Genomic DNA, 14952 nt, shown 5'->3' with positions numbered 1-14952 from the left:
GGAGGTTGGCGGAGTTGCGGGGCTGCATAGGCGTCATGTTCATAGAAAAACGCCCCAGGCCATCGAGACCCAGGGCGGTGAAGATATCAAAGACCCGTTTTCCGGTAAATCGCAATGCGGCTCCGCTTAAGTGAACAGCATTGCGCACATGGCGGCCCTGTTTCTTTACGAACTCGCCCAACAGGCCTCGCTCATCCCAGCCGTTTGTAGATCCGGGCATCCTCATCGGATTTGTGAAACCAGTAAAAGTCGGGTAAGCCCACAAACACCCGCCGCCAGTGGTACACCTCGGCTGACAGGCGATCGGCCATCTTCACGATGGTTTCAGGCATGTACTGGATTTGCTGCTTGCCCACCGAGGCCGACAGGCAGGCGGTCAGCGCTTCAAACACCCGCGGCTCTCGCGCCATCAATGGCTCGAGGTAAGGCTCCAGCTTCATAAAGTTGAGCGCCTCATGGGAGGAGCAGATCCCCTCCCCGCTGCTGTTGTTGTAGTAAAGGTAGAGCTTGCCGACATCGTGCAACAGCCCGCCCAAAAAGGCCACGTCGGCGGTGCGGCTGTCGAGCTGGTATTGCTGGCAGAGCATCCTGGCCGTCAGCGCCACTTCAACACTGTGTTCCAGCAAGCCGCCCTCGTAGTCATGGTGGTGATGATGACTCGCTTTGCCGCGATAGAAGGCGGCAATAAAGGGTTTATCAAACAGCAGCCCCTGGACAAATTGACGAACCCCGCCACTGGGCAGGCCAGCATAAAATTGCCATAGCTGCTCTATCATCTGGCCATGAGCGGCTGACCGTGCCTGCTCGAGGTGAAACAGCCACAGCTGGCGGGCGGCCTCGCCGGTCATCCCCGCAATCCCCTGCGTAGGCAGGCCGACCGGAGCAGACGGCTGGGCGGCAAGCCGCCAGCGCACCAGCTGGCCACTGGGCTCGATATGAGCCATCTCACTGTGCGACACCACCACCAACTGGGTGTCACCGGGCGTCCACAGTTGCCACTGCTCCAAATGCCCCTCAAGGCAATGCAAGCGCGTTGCCCACAGCAATGGACCAGGTTCCTGCCGATTAATGACGTGGGCCATGGTGGATCTCCTCGTTAAGGATGGTAGTGCTCTCATCGCGCTGACCCGATGCGGTCGGCTCATAGCGACTGAGCATCTGCTCAAAGGCATGCCCATCGCGCCCCGACAGATCCGGCACATAGCGGGAATAGACCCGAAACAGCATTTGCGTGCTGTTGTGGCCCAACTGCCGGGCAATCCACTCCGGGCTCTCCCCGGATGCCAGCCAGAGGGTCGCGGCCGTGTGCCGAGTCTGATAAGGCTTGCGCTTCTCCAGATCGAGCAAAGCTAATAACGGATACCAGATCCGGTTCGCCACATTGCGATCCTCCAGCGGACGGCCATTGCGGTTACAAAACACAAAGTGATCCGGAGTGACATCAATCCCTTGCCGGCTGCGCTGAAGCAGCAGTGCCTCATACACCCGCTCGCTCATTTGCACCGTCCGGTAGGAGCCATCGGTCTTGGTCGGGATCAATTCATCGCGCACCCAGGCTTGATAAATCTGCAACTGCCGGCGCTCAAAATCGACATGGCGCCAGGTCAACCCGTGGATCTCGCTAGAACGCAAGCCGGTGAAAAAACGGGTGATGTAGTAAGGGCGATAATCCGCCCGCACCGTGGCCACGATGTCACCTATCTCGTCGAGACTGAACGGCATGATGGTAGTACGGGGGATTTTGAGCGCCCGAATATTGCGCCAAGGAGAGATAAAGCCGTAGCGGTCGGCCGCATCAGTCAGCATCATCCGCAGCGGCGTCATGATGTGATTCACCCGCGAGGCGGAGATCGGCTTGCCACTGCGCCCGGGCAACTGGGTCACCTGCGCCCGGAATGCCAAAATAGCGCCCTTGTCGATCAGGCTCAGCGGCTGGTTGCCAAACTGCGGCAACAGGTGACCATCGAGAATGTCGCGTACCGTCTCCCGCTGGGAGGTGCGCCATTCTGCCGCCTTTTCGGCATACCACTGCTCGGCGAAATCGCGCAGCAAGGGGCACCCCGCCAACAATACCGCTTCCCGCTTGGCCTGGTTGGCGAAATAGTCAAAGCGAGGGCTATTGGGAAACGCCTTGCAGAAATCAAACTGCCCCAGCGTGATCTGAGCCTCCATCCGCTCACAATACTGCTTGAGCTTGCGACGATTTTGCTCACTATCCGGCAGGCCGGTCCGTTCCCGACAACGTTTGCCCTTGAAGGTAAAATCGAGATACAGCCGTTGGTTGAGACTGAAAATAGACGCCATCTTGCCACCCCCTAGCCTTGGAAAGATTCGAACGTGGCGCTGTGCTTGAGCATCTCCTCTTCGATCGGCTCCCAAAGGAACAACAGCTTGCGTCCCCCAAACGGGCGAATGTAATGCAGCCCTTCGAGCAGCACGGAATCCTTGAGCTGGTTGCGGATGGTACGCGGATCAAACTTGATCCGTGCAGAGAGCTCTTCTGTTGTCAGATAGGTGTATGCCATAATCATATCCTCGCTTTATTCTCTTCAAGGACACCATATGCACTACAGGAGAGACTTTAGCACCTTTAAACACCCTTGCAAGACATTTTGCTACGCTGTGGGTATTTTTTTTATGGAGGAGTAATGATTAAGTGCCACTTGTCGAGAATTTTAGGTGAGCGAAAGTTGAAAGTTGCTGAAGTAGCTAGAGAAACAGGTATAAACCGGAACACCATTCACCGTCTCTACAATGAAACTGCGACACGGATAGAACTGGATGTGATAGAACAGTTATGTCGCCACTTAGATATCAATGTTGGGGATTTGTTCGAGATTCAAGGATCTACCAGTCAGTGAAGGCTGTTATTGCTATCAATTCATACTGGCCGATGTAAACCAGCCCATTGCTGAGTAGTTGCTGCATTTCACACAAAATCAGCGGAACTGAGAGTCTTGGGCTTTGGGCTCCCTCTTCAATCCGTCCGATCTGACAGATAGAAAGCACCGGCCAGCAGACCATAGACCATAGACCAACCGTACGCGCTCATCCCGGCCCAGCAATACCCCGAGCAATACTTCGCCACTGGCCAGGTCATCCCCATGCCAGAAGCACCAAAGTGCAGCCTCTACCACATCCAGCCAGCTGGCGTGGCCCAGCTGGTTGCGTGATTTGCGCCGCCAGCTGCCACGCACCACGGCATCACTATTCGGGGATCTGACCGCCAGCGCCCGCAACTCCATCACACTTACCGTGAGTCCATCCTGCTTGGCCGGACGGCTGCCACGCCCTCCCCGCAGCAATTTGTCGAGCAGTAGCGCCAACAGGCGAAACGCATCCTGATCTTCAAAGCGGGCGTCCCTCCCCAGCAAGTCGGCAGCACCGGCCATCAGTTGCTCACGCCCCTGGTCGATGGGCAGTAACGTGCGATCCAACCGGTGTTGCTCGATATGGATGGCCAATGCCGCCATCATCGCCAGCGGTGACATCTTACCCTGTTGGTGACATGCGCCGTTGGCTAGTAAAGCGGTCAGCGTCGTCACTCGCTCGGCTGACAACAAGCAACATATCCCCCTGATCAGGGGCATGCTTGCCTGATCTGATAACCGCGTTGGGTTCATGGTGCCTCAGTGCCGATCGCGTTTGAAGTGAGCGGTTTTATGCCCGACGGTGACAATCTAGCCGCCTTGTAGGACTAGATAGTGACGACGTAGTCGCTGACAGCATTGTGCGGGCAATCCGCACTCGGCTTGCAGCATAGCCACGCCTTTGCGATCGAGATAAACCACTTCGCGGCCCTGGTGATACGCAGAGCGCCCGCTGCTCAGCAGCAGCTCCACCCACTCGGGATCAATACCACGCTGCTGCATCCGGCACGCGGCGTGATGGCTGTATGCACTGTCCAGCTTTCCGTTCATGACATACTCCTGTAACGTTCATCTCGATGGATTGATTATATGTAGCCTGTATACTCATGCCGATACTGGTTACATACACATGTCGCATTTTGGAACAGATATGGCACCCAAAGAGCTCACTTGGGATCAAACCCTGCGTTTTCGTCTGCTGGAAATCGTATTGCAATGGGAAGGACGGCTGACCACCAATCATTTGATGACCGCCTTCAATATCGGTCGCCAGCAAGCGTCACGGGATATCAATCACTACCTGACTCACTATGCACCGGACGGGCTGGTCTATGACAAAAGTCTGAAGGGATACAAAACCCACCGACCACTTTGTGCCGCGCTTTAGTGAAGGCAACGTCGATGAGTACCTGATGCTGTTGCACCGTGAGAAGCAGCACCAGCGCCAACATGAAGCGGGCCTGTTAACCCTGCCGCTGATGGACCTGCGCTACGGCCATATCGAGATCCTGGATGTGCCCAACCGCCATATCGACCCGAAAATCGTGCGTGGTCTGGTGCAGGCGGCGCGCGGCCAACTGCGGGTCGATGTCGATTACGTGTCGCTCAGCTCAGAGGCGCAGAGCGGCCGCAATATCGTGCCCCATACCCTGGTCTATGACGGGATCCGCTGGCACGTGCGCGCCTACTGCGAGAAGAAAGGGGAATATCTGGACTTCGTGATGAGTCGTTTTCGCGGCGAACCAGATCTGCTGGATGCCTCCCCCCACGGCCGGGATCAGGATCGGGAGTGGAACACCCGGTTCACCTCCATCGTTATCCCCAATCCAGCCCTCAGCGAAGGACAGCAAGCCATCATTGCCAGCGACTACGCCATGGCAGATGGCAAGCTGTTGATCAGCCAGCGCATCCCTTTGATGCACTATGCACTGGAACGGATGCAGGTGAGCTATAACGGCGAACACCAACAACATCCTCTGCTCTACCCGCTGGTGCTGGCAAATCGAGAGGAGCTGATCGAGCAAGGCTGTACCTTCAAGCTCAAGAGTGCAGATTTGCTTGTGCTGCCACGTTAATACACTCCCCACCCTAACGGACGGGGATCCCTACTGCCAGACAGTTATGCCCCGCCGTGAGAATGAGCGTCGACGATGATCAGGCGTCCAAGAATCCGTGATGAGGGCGTTTCAGGTCATCAGATGCGCAGCGCGCAGTGGTCAGGCAGCTGGCAAAATGGCGAAGCAAATAGATTTTATTCTATTTCAGCATGTTGCACGTTCAATCTGTAAGCTCACGCGCGGTTTGACGTGCAAAGTCGGCTTTCTTCTTGTTACCTAGCGATACCAGCTCTTGGATGCTCATTACTTTCAGCGCCACGACATAGGCGACTGTCCGTAGCAACGGAGTGCTGTAGCGCGCCATTGGTTTTACCGTGTCAGCATTTTGCTGCCGCTCAGTAGAACGCTGACAGATACCCGCCTCGTCAGGATGAATTATTCGCAGTAGTGCCCGGTTAGCCCCACTTTTTTCAATGAATTCACTCTTCACGCGATAGCGTGAGATGACCTCCCGCCATGGGGCTTTTTCACTCCGTTTGGCGCCACATCGTACCTCGATCGCAATCCGTGTCGCTGGCAGCAGTAATACCGTCACACTCAGGAAGGCTTGCAACATCTGTGGATCCGTGAAGGGGATCCCAGTGTTGCGAGTATTGCTTCGGACTAGCAGATAGCCAATCCATTCGATGAAAGCCGCTCGTTGCTCGCGATAGACCTGGCGAGCCAGTTTAACCACTTTACGGAGTTCGATTTGCTCCTTATGACTGCGCAAGGCTCCAGGAAGCAAATTCAGATGATGTGACGTTGAGTAGAGCAATCGCTGTGCTCCCCGCTGAGTCTTAAATGCTTTAAGTAAATGAATTTTTTCAACTAACTCATCGACCATAGCGGGTGTGAGTTGATAACGATTGAGTTGATCGGTGATATCTTCATGTCGTGCGAACCGTGCGATCAGCTCCAGAGCGGCATCAAAATCCAGCTTGTGTTTAACCAAGGGAGGGTAAGGTGCACACTCCATCAGGACCCAGGAGACCTGTTGAAGATAAGGCGAAAGCGACTGGAGCAGGGCCTCCCGGCAGCGCTGCCATGTCAAGGGCCCCTCCAACCAGTCGTTCTGTGTGAGCTTTGCACGAGACAGCCCGGTGAAGTGGTGTCGCAGTGACAAAGACCAGTCGTACTTGGCCTGCAACAGACACGCTGCATTGACCCAGTGGGTAAAATGCAAATATGAGTGCAACGTCGTCTCCGGGCTCTGATGGCCAGCAAACTGGGCCAGCGCCCAATAATCCCCCTGAGTGGATGAGTGTGTGATGGTCTGGTAGATAGAGGTACACTGTGCGGCCGACCAAGGCAGGAAATGTGCCCACCCTGGCAAACTGTGCAGTGCCAGAGCTTCGTGATGTAGCAGCAGTTGTAGGCGGCTCAATGCCGTATGCCGCAGATGATGGAATGTATAGTATTTCCCACCAACCTGCCGAAGGATACTGGTTAACGGCCCCCTGATCTCTTCATCCGACATCGGTATCAACCAACCGCTCTGTGAGGGAAACGCCAGCGCGTTCGCGTTTTTCGCCTTTCGCGGCCATAACCCAGACAAGTACGCATCCAATCGAGTACGCTCTTCCGGGGTCAGCAAGACCCCCAGGGGGATCTTGCGGGTGGCACTGTCACTCTTGCCATCATCAAGCCGGGTATCGCGGATATATAGCCAGCACTCTGGACTGCGTTCGATATCTTTTAACCTGAGCTTTTGGATCTCGCTCAAGCGCAGTCCAGCACGATAAGCCACGATGTATAACGCGCTCAGACACTCTCGGTAACTCGATGAGGTGTGCGTCATCCGCTCCATTCCACGCAGCAACTGTCGAAAGAGAGGTTCACTGAGATAGGTGGCACGCACATGGGGCCTCTGGCGCTCGCGCGGGACCAGCTCCTCCGGCAATGGGGCCAAGTGGTAACTCGCCACCGCATAGCTGTGCAGGCTGGTCAAGCGTGCAGCCATGTAGCTGACAGCATTCTTTTGGCTAACGGGCGCCTCGGAAGAGGAACTTTCCGGCTCTGCGGAGGAGGATCTTTCCAGGTCCGTCCGTTCAACCGCACCAGAGAGCGCCGGGTCGACGACCAGATTTGAAGTCCCCCCATACTCTTCCAGCAATGCTCGATAACAGCTCAGAAAACGATAGCCATCCCATAAGCCGAGATCATGATCAAAGCACCGAACAAGCCATTGCTGACCACCGCGACTAAGGTAACTGCGCAGCGTCGAAGGCTTGTTTTTGTTCTTTGCGATGCATTGATGTAGCCACCCAACCAGGATCTGCTCTGACTTGCTGAGGGTCTGCTCATTGCGCAACCGGTTCAGTCCTGCGAGGCAGCTTGCCTTCGTCTGCTTGCGAGTCGCGCTCTCCTTTTCCGCCAACACCGTTCGCAACCGAGCCAGTAAGGATGAATAAGGGTGGTCTTCGCCATGGTAGCGCCAACGCTTGGAACTGCCTGCCGTCAGGTTATCGACTAATCCGGTACTCGCCTCCTGCGCCAAACACACCACTTGGTGACCATCCGCAACCGTCGGATGATGCAGTGAAAGCCAGTTTTCATGAGGCAGCGGTACACTGTGTAACGCCCCAGATGCCACATGAGTCAGGATCTGTGGCCAGCGGACCCCGGCTTGCCCACCGGTTACCAGACTCGCCCCTTGGCAAAACTCTTTGATCCCGCGCAGGGGTGCAGTCAGATGTCTCTGGGCCCATAAGCTGAATGTGTCGAGCTCAACGGCAAGCTCAAACGTTTTGCCGCGCCGACGATACCAGCGCTGTACCAACCCCAGAGTCGGCAGGCTTAGGAAAATCTGGAGCTCGGTAACCCCCTTCCCTGCTCTATCGTGCGCATTGGTGGCCAACGCCTTGCTCTCTAACGTCAAAGGCAACCAAACAACTGAGCCATTCGTGCATAATCTTCGCCGCTCAGCGATGGCCAGCATCAGTGCGTGCAAAATCGCCGTCTGGTGTACACCGCAGTAAAACACCGCGCTATGAAGAATGTCGGCCAGTAAATCTTCAGCTTCGATCAGGCTAGTGTCGCGGGCCTCGATCTGTCTATGCCAGTTCAGCAGCGCTTGACTACAGCGCTGCGCTTTGTCAAACCACTTTTCAGTGTAAGGTAGCGGGCGCCGAAGCACCGTCAGGGGGATTGTCGGCAACGGCAACTGCCAATACCCGCTGGTATTGCCCTGCTGCAGGCAAAGCAGGATGGCTCGCAGCCCAGCCTTGAATTCAGACTGTCGCCTATACTTGCCCGTCAACGTGCTCATCGCCAATGGCCACAGATACTCAAACCCTCGGACATCGGCTGGCTCCTTGAATAGGCCGGGCAAATGTTGCAACAGCGCATCCAGTGCTCGACGCTCTATTTGCACCTGAGCACGTTTGAGACGATCCCGACGCATAGCCCGACCAGACCGAAGAACGTTCGCTGCACGCTCATCTTCCTTTCGAAGCTGTTCACGCCAATCGATCAGTGGATTGTCCATTCGCCCATCACCTTCAACCCGAGGGTTTGATGCCATTTGTCCAGCACGTCCGTCAGGGTAAATAGATCGCTCAACGCCGCACTACTGTACTGGTTTGTGAACTCTGTCCCCATCTCCTCATGACCAAGCAGCGCATCGATAAACTCGGTGGCCACGCCTTGCTCCAGCAGGTGGCTGCGCACCGAATGGCGATGCCAGTTTGGCGCCAGGGGCAACAGATTTTCGAACTGCCTCATCATCGAATTTGGGGTGACGATTTCTGTGCCTTCCAGGCTGCCATCTTTGGCCTCGACCGCCCAGAACAGGAGCGCTCCAGCTCCACTCAATGCTTGCTCCGCCGCCGACACTAACGGCGCCAGCAGCGGCTCACGCTGACATGCCAAATATGTCAAATAGCGCTCCCAGGCTTGCAGTTGCTGCACTGCCAACGCTGACAATGGCACCAACCTGGCCGAGCTCACAGATCGTCCCTCTTTGTCTGTCAGCCGGATAAAGCGACTGATGAGGCAGTAATCGCCACGCCTGCCGTACATCTCCGTCACGGGCCTGGCGGCAGTAGAAAGATGGAGGATCAACAAACTGTGGCGCACGAGGAGGTTATGATATTGCGTCAGCGTTGGACGCTGCTGCCGTGACCCACTGAGTCGTGCACAGAGGTACTGCTGATAATTTCCTAGGAGTCGAGCAAGCTCGCCAACGCTAGGATAGAGGCGTGATCCGACAGCTCCTTGTTCTAATTCCGGTGCCAGCACCACCGCGGTCATCCCCATGGAGGCCAAATAACGGCGCCAGATCTGCAACACGTCTTTACGTGGCACATGACTGTAGGCCATAGGGGAACATTGCTGAGCCGCCTTGCCACGCAGGATACCGGCAATGGCGCTATCAATCCCCTCTCTTTGCAACCAAGCACGCTGGTAGTTTTGCAGCTGTCGCATGGTCAAGGCCGTGCCAGCTCGCTCATTTGCTCGCGCTAAACAATCCACCTGCGCGCTACTACTCAATGTCCTCCAACCGTGTCCAACCAATAAATGAGTGGCCCATTTTGGCAAAGGTAGCTGCAAGAATAAGTCGCTCTTTGGCAAAAAAGAGTGCAATTTCCTATGCACTCGGCTGTGGGCAACCTCTACATAGCGTTGTAGATACGCCCCATGAGGAAGCAGCCAAATACCACTGGCATTCTTTGAGGGTCCGTCGTCATCGGCAAATCGAGAGCCAGGAGCAGGCAATTTAATCTCAGTACTCGGCCAGACCGGCAGCTTGTGCAAGTCCTCGCTACTCGTGCCCATCACCAGTTGCAGCAGGATCGACAGCGCCGGCAACGCCGTTTCATCGACCGCCTGAGGCATCAAGGCATCGACGAGGCGTGTGATCTGTGACGCTGTGGCAATCCAAAGGTTGGCCGGCAACTGCAGATGACGCATCGACATGGAGAGCGCTACCGAGGCGCTTTGCAAAACCCTCGCCTGAATATCCATCAACCCCTGTGGCTGAGAGGACACCAGCAGCGTCTGCTGCTCAGGGAGGGTTCCTCGCTCCTCTTCACCCTCCCACTCGGTCAGTTTGACTTTGCCGCGCTGCAGCAGAACCTCCCGTAGCAACAGGATTTGGGTCTGCTCGTCGAGCTGCTCTTGATAACGCGCCTCCAGTTGGAACCGCTGGCGTTCGCCGGTTGACCGGGTACCCGTTTTGATCTCTTTGGCTCGCGCCTTATAGAGTCGGCTCAGTAGGGCCTCCAAGGCCCCTGTATTGACGCTCACCTGCTTGTTATTGGCATATTGCTCTCTCTGGATCTTGATGGCTTGCAATAGCGTCAGTATCGGCTGCGTAAAATCGACCTCAGACAGGGCCTTAATCATCACCTCACGTTGATTGTTCGCCATCAGCCTGACGTTGCGCAGCGCCTCTTCGACCGTTTGGTCCCGCTCGGCAATACCCTGAGAAAAATTGATATGTGATAACGCCAAGACGGCCAGGATCGTCACGGACTTGAGCTGAGCAAATAGCTCACCGTTGAGGCTATGGCCACTACGCAATTCCGCCAAGATGGCGTCAACGAGATAGAATTGGCTGAGTCTCCGATCTTTACTCAACCGCTCACGCATTTGCATGGCCGAGAGTGGCGATGGGGGCAGCATCTCTTTGGATGAGACAGAATCGATCCACTGCAGCTCGGCGGCCAACAACGCGGTCAGTGTTGGATCCAATCCCAGGATCCCCTGACCGCAGGCTTGCAACGATTCAAGGATTTGCCGGTGCCACTCGGCCAACGCCTCCGGAAACACCAGCTGTCGGGTAAGGGAACGGGCGGGTTCAGCGTCAAGACCCTCCACTGCCTGCTCCTGCGAAAGGTCATCACTCATCGGCTAACCTCTGCAAGAAAAAGTTAGGTTCGGGCACCGATACCATCCCGTTCTTTTTGTCTTTTTGCCGGGACTTGCTCAGCGCCTCCTGAGCATGCGCCAGCTGTTCCCGGGACAACCCGCACACCTTGGCCCAATAGTCTTGAGACAACCGCTTCTTCTGAAACCAGTTAAGACGCTGCTCGTCTGTCAGAACGCGATTGAAAATTCGTCGGCTGCATTCGATGAGACGGGGCTCCCCTAACAGCGTCATCAACCTCAGCCACTCCCCGGCCAGATGCTGCTCGACCTCACCATCATTCAGCCCGCAGGGGATCAATCGTTGCCCAGGCGGCGGTTTGATTGGCGACGGCCAAGACAATACTGGCAACAATGGCCCTACGATCATAAGCGCACTGCCCACATCATCGCCTGACGACAAGGGACGATAGAGAATAATGGCTGACTCCCAGAGCGTATGGAATTGATCGGCAATCGGCAGCCCAGTCTTGAAGCCCAACTCCAACCACGCCTCACGAAACGCGACTAACGCCGGATGGATCTGATAGTTCCCTGACTCCTTCGTCCTCATGTAAACCCCGTGTATCACCCGTTACTAACACATTACATAAAAATGTATTTTTTTTTCAAACAGTTCCTTAGCGATAAACCGATTCAGCCACACACCGAACCTCTGAACCTGCGCATGGCAGGCCTACCGCAGGCAGGTACTGTGAATGAAGTCAGGAATGGAGATGCAATTCACCAAGTGGGTAATCGTCGAGGGAGCGGGATCATTTAGCCGATATGCAAGGGGGAATGTGACTGACTCGGGTGACGTCAATTGAACAATACTTGGCTTTCTCCTGCACATGCTGGACACCGCTGTCGAGCGGTAACGCCTTCAGCGAGATAGGTCGCCATCAAACGACGACGCCATGCTCAATCTGACCGATGAGATCGATAACTGCCTGAGCTCCGACAGCGGTCGTCAGGAAAGTAGCAGGAGGGTTTCCTCCCAGCGCCCGGGCAGGTTTGTTCAACCACTCAAGCGCCTTCCCCCTGTCCCCCTCGAACAGCGACTCCGCAGCCTCCATCACACTAACGAATGAATAGATACGGGCACTCTGAGCGCGGGACAGCAGGGCCGCCGCAGTGCGCTTGCGTGTCACCGTCGAGCGGTCAATGCCAACCAGCTGACAGACTATCTTGACGTCGCAGCCCAGCAACGCAGCCAGTTCATTGACGATGGAGGGAGCCATTCCAGCCATAATGAGATGATGCGCCCCCACAAGCTCCTGGGGCAAGGCCAGCGAGGCCATCAGCCCCTTCGGTTGGCGGATCTGGCGAACAGAACGATAAGCAGCGTAGGACATGGCGAGGCGGCTCCCTGTATCATTGCGCCTTTAAACTAGCCCATCTAAACCATACCATCAACGATGCAGGACTCTTTCAAACCCCAAACGTTAACCTATGAAGCCACCGCAAAACTGCGCCAAACTTGCCACTAAAACTGGCGCAGTTTAGTTAACTGCGCCAAAATGGCGCCATATATATGAAAAACGCGCCAACAAACACGATGTCAGCGACCACAGACCTACTAGAGACTATCAGGGGATCCGAAAGCGGATTGACGCTGGCTGAACTGCTGGGCCGCCACCCGAGCATTGCCAGACGCACCGCACAGCGCCTGATAGCCAAGCTGATTGAAAGCGGCCACATCACAGCCCAAGGCGAAGGACGGGCTCGCCGCTATCATGCTGACTCCGAGAGCCATACCGAGCCCCGGATAGCCAAGGTGGACAGTTTCCCCGCGTTCATCCCACTCTCTGCCGACAGCCTGGATATCCTTGTCTATATCGACCAGCCCCTCCCAGCCCGCAAGCCCGTGGGCTATCAGCATGATTTCTTGCAGGCATATCATCCCAACGAAACCTGTTACCTGTCCGAATCACTGCGCCGTCAGTTGCACAACATGGGCAAGACCACAGACATCGATGAGCCTGCCGGCACATACAGTCGAGCGATCCTGAACCGTTTGTTGATCGACTTATCATGGGCATCGAGCCACCTGGAAGGTAATACCTATAGCAGGCTAGACACCCGTGAACTTATCGAGCACGGCAAGGCCGCGCGGGGTAAGGGAGCCATCGAAACGCAGATGATCCTGAACCATAAAACCGCGATCGAGTTACTGGTCGAAAACATCGACAGTGCCGAATTTAACCGCTACACCCTGATGAACTTGCACAGCGCCCTGGCGGAAAACTTGCTACCCAACCCTGCCGATGAGGGGCGCATTCGCCAACATGCTGTCGACATCAGTAAAAGTATCTATCGCCCGTTATCCACGGCACAACAAATCGAAGAGGTGCTGGACGAGGTGCTGAGCAAAGCCAATCAGATCCACGATCCGTTTGAACAATCGTTTTTCATGATGGTGCACTTGCCCTACCTACAACCTTTTGCCGACATCAATAAACGCACTTCCCGCCTGGCCGCGAATCTCCCCCTGTTTCGTGGCAACCTCTGCCCGCTCACCTTCCTCGATGTACCAGAACAGGCTTACAGCCGCGCCACCCTCGGTGTGTACGAAATGGCCCGCATCGAACTGCTACGCGACCTGTACGTGTGGGCTTATGAACGTTCAACCCAAGAATATCTTGCCATCAAGCGGGATCTCGCCGAACCTGACCCACTTCGCCTAGCATGGCGGGATCTTATCAAACAGACTGTCCGTGGGGTCGTCACGTCGATCCAACTTGATCCACTCAGCACCATTGAACAAGCGGTGTCAGAGAACGTCCCGCAGCAAGAGCGATCGGCCGTACAGGCACTGATTGTTGAAGAGTTGCGAAGGCTGCATGAAGGTGTTCTGGCACGCTATGGTTTACGGCCCTCGGAGTTTATCGCGTGGAAAGCGCAACATGGGCGCTGATTGATACTGTGACAATCGTCGAGTTGAGTATCTATTAAGGTATTCCATAGTGCGGTGCTCTATGCCGAGGACATCATCATGAGTTACCAAAGCCTGGCAGCCACCACTGCCAATATCACAGAGCTCAGACGCAATCCAATGGGGACCATCAAAGAGGGAAAAGGCGATGCCGTCGCCATCCTCTATCGTAACGAGCCAGCATTCTATTGTGTGCCGCCTGAGCTCTACGCCTACTATCTGGAACTGGCCGAAGATGCCGAGCTGAACCGTATTGTCGATGAGCGAGTCAAACGGTCGGAGTTCGTCAGCGTGAACCTGGAGGACCTATGATTTAGAATCCCATCCTTGCCATCACTACCCTCAGCTCTTGCAAGTCAACGTTGATCAAGCGCGGGCTGGAGATCAACGCTACGATGCCCCTTATTGTCATCGCAGCATTAGTCGCGTCATGGCCCTCCTCCCCTCATTGTGTGAGCGAACTGGCAGCGCCTGCTGATCTGGGCCCCGGTGTAGTAATAAAGGGGAATTCACTTGGGCGCTTCCGATGGAGACGAACCACTGAAAAGCAAAGGCCGTCAGGCGGCATTCCTGTCTGACTCATCCATCCGGGGTTTTCAGCGTCCAATTTTGACCACCCTGGAGTGTGTGCAACCATCCGATTTTTGGATCGAAGATCCATCAGCAGCTTGTTGTCGTGCTCGGACTTCATGCGGTAGGCTGCGCCCGGCGGCAAGACGTTAGCCTAGTGGTTCATGTCGATGATGACGCAGGGATGGCCGCCACCCGCCGGTTAAACTCGGCAAACTCTTCAGCATTATCTTCCCAACGCTCAATGCTGGCCGCCAGCAGGTCTAACAGCTGGACGTTGTTATCGTAGTCATCCACCAGCTCATCTATCAGTGCCAGCGCACTTTCGTAGTCATGCTGGTTGTCGATATGGGTGAAGTAGGGCAGCTCGGCCAAGGCCTCTCGGAGCTGTACCAGAATGGGTTTCAACATGTCAGAGTTACCTTGTTGGTTGCGCCCCCCCGTTTTCGATAACACTGGGGACCTGTCCAGTTTAGATCTTCATTGACATCCTCCCCCACCTTAGCGCTTCGCGTCACAGGAGGGGGATTCCCATTACTGGGTGATAGCTGCTCGCGCAGTACCGGGTTCCTGCTTCATCGGGCGGCCTGATTGCACCACGCCTCCACAGGCTAAAACGGCGTGTCCC

16 protein-coding genes are annotated in these 14952 nt (G+C 55.7%); 5 read left to right on the top strand and 11 right to left on the bottom strand.

Annotated elements, in window-relative coordinates; all coding sequences use genetic code 11:
- From MUW49_RS12260 to MUW49_RS12245, 4 genes are all read right to left on the bottom strand, one after another.
- Nucleotides 1-181 (bottom strand): hypothetical protein (locus MUW49_RS12260; RefSeq protein WP_244812833.1); only part of this gene is annotated, 181 nt, incomplete at its 3' end.
- Nucleotides 182-191: 10 nt separating this feature from the next.
- The gene (locus MUW49_RS12255; protein WP_069785115.1) at nucleotides 192-1082 is read right to left on the bottom strand and encodes an HDOD domain-containing protein; all 891 of its coding nucleotides are present in this window, start codon (nucleotides 1080-1082) and stop codon (nucleotides 192-194) included.
- Nucleotides 1066-2304 carry a DUF3596 domain-containing protein gene (locus tag MUW49_RS12250; protein ID WP_005327400.1) on the bottom strand — a complete coding sequence of 413 codons (1239 nt, stop codon included), beginning with the start codon at nucleotides 2302-2304 and terminating at the stop codon, nucleotides 1066-1068. Before MUW49_RS12250 ends, MUW49_RS12255 begins: the two co-directional genes overlap by 17 nt.
- 11 nt (nucleotides 2305-2315) lie before the next feature.
- Entirely contained in the window at nucleotides 2316-2525 is a 210-nt protein-coding gene (locus tag MUW49_RS12245) for a hypothetical protein (protein ID WP_042011229.1), read from the bottom strand.
- Nucleotides 2526-2648: 123 nt separating this feature from the next.
- Here MUW49_RS12245 and MUW49_RS12240 point away from each other — a divergent pair, with 123 nt between their 5' ends.
- The gene (locus MUW49_RS12240; protein ID WP_059169687.1) at nucleotides 2649-2861 is read left to right on the top strand and encodes a helix-turn-helix transcriptional regulator; all 213 of its coding nucleotides are present in this window, start codon (nucleotides 2649-2651) and stop codon (nucleotides 2859-2861) included.
- A 78-nt stretch (nucleotides 2862-2939) separates the two neighbouring features.
- Here the strand turns inward: MUW49_RS12240 and MUW49_RS12235 are convergent, their stop codons facing one another.
- Both MUW49_RS12235 and MUW49_RS12230 read right to left on the bottom strand, forming a co-directional pair.
- Complete coding sequence (locus tag MUW49_RS12235) at nucleotides 2940-3491, bottom strand: ADP-ribosylglycohydrolase (protein WP_244812832.1); 552 nt, start codon at nucleotides 3489-3491, stop codon at nucleotides 2940-2942.
- 189 nt (nucleotides 3492-3680) lie between these two features.
- The gene (locus MUW49_RS12230; protein ID WP_103859080.1) at nucleotides 3681-3920 is read right to left on the bottom strand and encodes a DUF4258 domain-containing protein; all 240 of its coding nucleotides are present in this window, start codon (nucleotides 3918-3920) and stop codon (nucleotides 3681-3683) included.
- Nucleotides 3921-4020: 100 nt separating this feature from the next.
- Here MUW49_RS12230 and MUW49_RS12225 point away from each other — a divergent pair, with 100 nt between their 5' ends.
- Together MUW49_RS12225 and MUW49_RS12220 are read left to right on the top strand one after the other, a co-directional pair.
- Complete coding sequence (locus MUW49_RS12225) at nucleotides 4021-4257, top strand: hypothetical protein (RefSeq protein ID WP_244053735.1); 237 nt, start codon at nucleotides 4021-4023, stop codon at nucleotides 4255-4257.
- Between the two features lie 25 nt (nucleotides 4258-4282).
- On the top strand, nucleotides 4283-4945 hold the full coding sequence (locus MUW49_RS12220) for a WYL domain-containing protein (RefSeq protein ID WP_244053737.1): 663 nt from the start codon (nucleotides 4283-4285) through the stop codon (nucleotides 4943-4945).
- A 202-nt stretch (nucleotides 4946-5147) separates the two neighbouring features.
- On the opposite strand, the gene MUW49_RS12215 is transcribed toward MUW49_RS12220, so the two are convergent.
- The 4 genes from MUW49_RS12215 to MUW49_RS12200 form a co-directional block, all read right to left on the bottom strand.
- Nucleotides 5148-8456: a tyrosine-type recombinase/integrase gene (locus MUW49_RS12215; protein ID WP_053288388.1), complete on the bottom strand. Its 3309-nt coding sequence runs from the start codon at nucleotides 8454-8456 to the stop codon at nucleotides 5148-5150.
- The gene (locus MUW49_RS12210; protein ID WP_041205618.1) at nucleotides 8441-10819 is read right to left on the bottom strand and encodes a site-specific integrase; all 2379 of its coding nucleotides are present in this window, start codon (nucleotides 10817-10819) and stop codon (nucleotides 8441-8443) included. Before MUW49_RS12210 ends, MUW49_RS12215 begins: the two co-directional genes overlap by 16 nt.
- Entirely contained in the window at nucleotides 10812-11390 is a 579-nt protein-coding gene (locus tag MUW49_RS12205; protein WP_021140685.1) for a hypothetical protein, read from the bottom strand. Before MUW49_RS12205 ends, MUW49_RS12210 begins: the two co-directional genes overlap by 8 nt.
- 331 nt (nucleotides 11391-11721) lie before the next feature.
- Nucleotides 11722-12174 carry an antitoxin Xre/MbcA/ParS toxin-binding domain-containing protein gene (locus MUW49_RS12200; protein ID WP_041205616.1) on the bottom strand — a complete coding sequence of 151 codons (453 nt, stop codon included), beginning with the start codon at nucleotides 12172-12174 and terminating at the stop codon, nucleotides 11722-11724.
- Nucleotides 12175-12428: 254 nt separating this feature from the next.
- Between MUW49_RS12200 and MUW49_RS12195 the strand changes: the two genes are divergently transcribed.
- Entirely contained in the window at nucleotides 12429-13736 is a 1308-nt protein-coding gene (locus tag MUW49_RS12195) for a Fic family protein (protein WP_244812831.1), read from the top strand.
- A gap of 78 nt (nucleotides 13737-13814) precedes the next feature.
- Nucleotides 13815-14066 (top strand): plasmid stabilization protein, encoded by a 252-nt coding sequence (locus tag MUW49_RS12190; RefSeq protein ID WP_010674977.1) that lies wholly within the window; start codon nucleotides 13815-13817, stop codon nucleotides 14064-14066.
- A gap of 420 nt (nucleotides 14067-14486) precedes the next feature.
- Here the strand turns inward: MUW49_RS12190 and MUW49_RS12185 are convergent, their stop codons facing one another.
- Complete coding sequence (locus MUW49_RS12185) at nucleotides 14487-14735, bottom strand: hypothetical protein (RefSeq protein ID WP_010674978.1); 249 nt, start codon at nucleotides 14733-14735, stop codon at nucleotides 14487-14489.
- Nucleotides 14736-14952: the final 217 nt, after the last annotated feature.

The sequence above is a fragment of the Aeromonas sp. LsrichE-8G genome (assembly GCF_022869435.1).
GTDB classification, from domain to species: Bacteria; Pseudomonadota; Gammaproteobacteria; order Enterobacterales; family Aeromonadaceae; genus Aeromonas; species Aeromonas caviae.
The sequence above is the reverse complement of the archived record's forward strand: the minus strand, read 5'-3'. Positions and strand labels throughout refer to the sequence as shown.

Bases quoted from the DNA above. Each gene is read 5' to 3' on its own strand.
- MUW49_RS12255 (WP_069785115.1), bottom strand. From the start codon at position 1,082: ATGGCCCACGTCATTAATCGGCAGGAACCTGGTCCATTGCTGTGGGCA.
- MUW49_RS12250 (WP_005327400.1), bottom strand. From the start codon at position 2,304: ATGGCGTCTATTTTCAGTCTCAACCAACGGCTGTATCTCGATTTTACC.
- MUW49_RS12245 (WP_042011229.1), bottom strand. From the start codon at position 2,525: ATGGCATACACCTATCTGACAACAGAAGAGCTCTCTGCACGGATCAAG.
- MUW49_RS12240 (WP_059169687.1), top strand. From the start codon at position 2,649: ATGATTAAGTGCCACTTGTCGAGAATTTTAGGTGAGCGAAAGTTGAAA.
- MUW49_RS12235 (WP_244812832.1), bottom strand. From the start codon at position 3,491: ATGTCACCGCTGGCGATGATGGCGGCATTGGCCATCCATATCGAGCAA.
- MUW49_RS12230 (WP_103859080.1), bottom strand. From the start codon at position 3,920: ATGAACGGAAAGCTGGACAGTGCATACAGCCATCACGCCGCGTGCCGG.
- MUW49_RS12225 (WP_244053735.1), top strand. From the start codon at position 4,021: ATGGCACCCAAAGAGCTCACTTGGGATCAAACCCTGCGTTTTCGTCTG.
- MUW49_RS12220 (WP_244053737.1), top strand. From the start codon at position 4,283: ATGCTGTTGCACCGTGAGAAGCAGCACCAGCGCCAACATGAAGCGGGC.
- MUW49_RS12215 (WP_053288388.1), bottom strand. From the start codon at position 8,456: ATGGACAATCCACTGATCGATTGGCGTGAACAGCTTCGAAAGGAAGAT.
- MUW49_RS12210 (WP_041205618.1), bottom strand. From the start codon at position 10,819: ATGAGTGATGACCTTTCGCAGGAGCAGGCAGTGGAGGGTCTTGACGCT.
- MUW49_RS12205 (WP_021140685.1), bottom strand. From the start codon at position 11,390: ATGAGGACGAAGGAGTCAGGGAACTATCAGATCCATCCGGCGTTAGTC.
- MUW49_RS12200 (WP_041205616.1), bottom strand. From the start codon at position 12,174: ATGTCCTACGCTGCTTATCGTTCTGTTCGCCAGATCCGCCAACCGAAG.
- MUW49_RS12190 (WP_010674977.1), top strand. From the start codon at position 13,815: ATGAGTTACCAAAGCCTGGCAGCCACCACTGCCAATATCACAGAGCTC.
- MUW49_RS12185 (WP_010674978.1), bottom strand. From the start codon at position 14,735: ATGTTGAAACCCATTCTGGTACAGCTCCGAGAGGCCTTGGCCGAGCTG.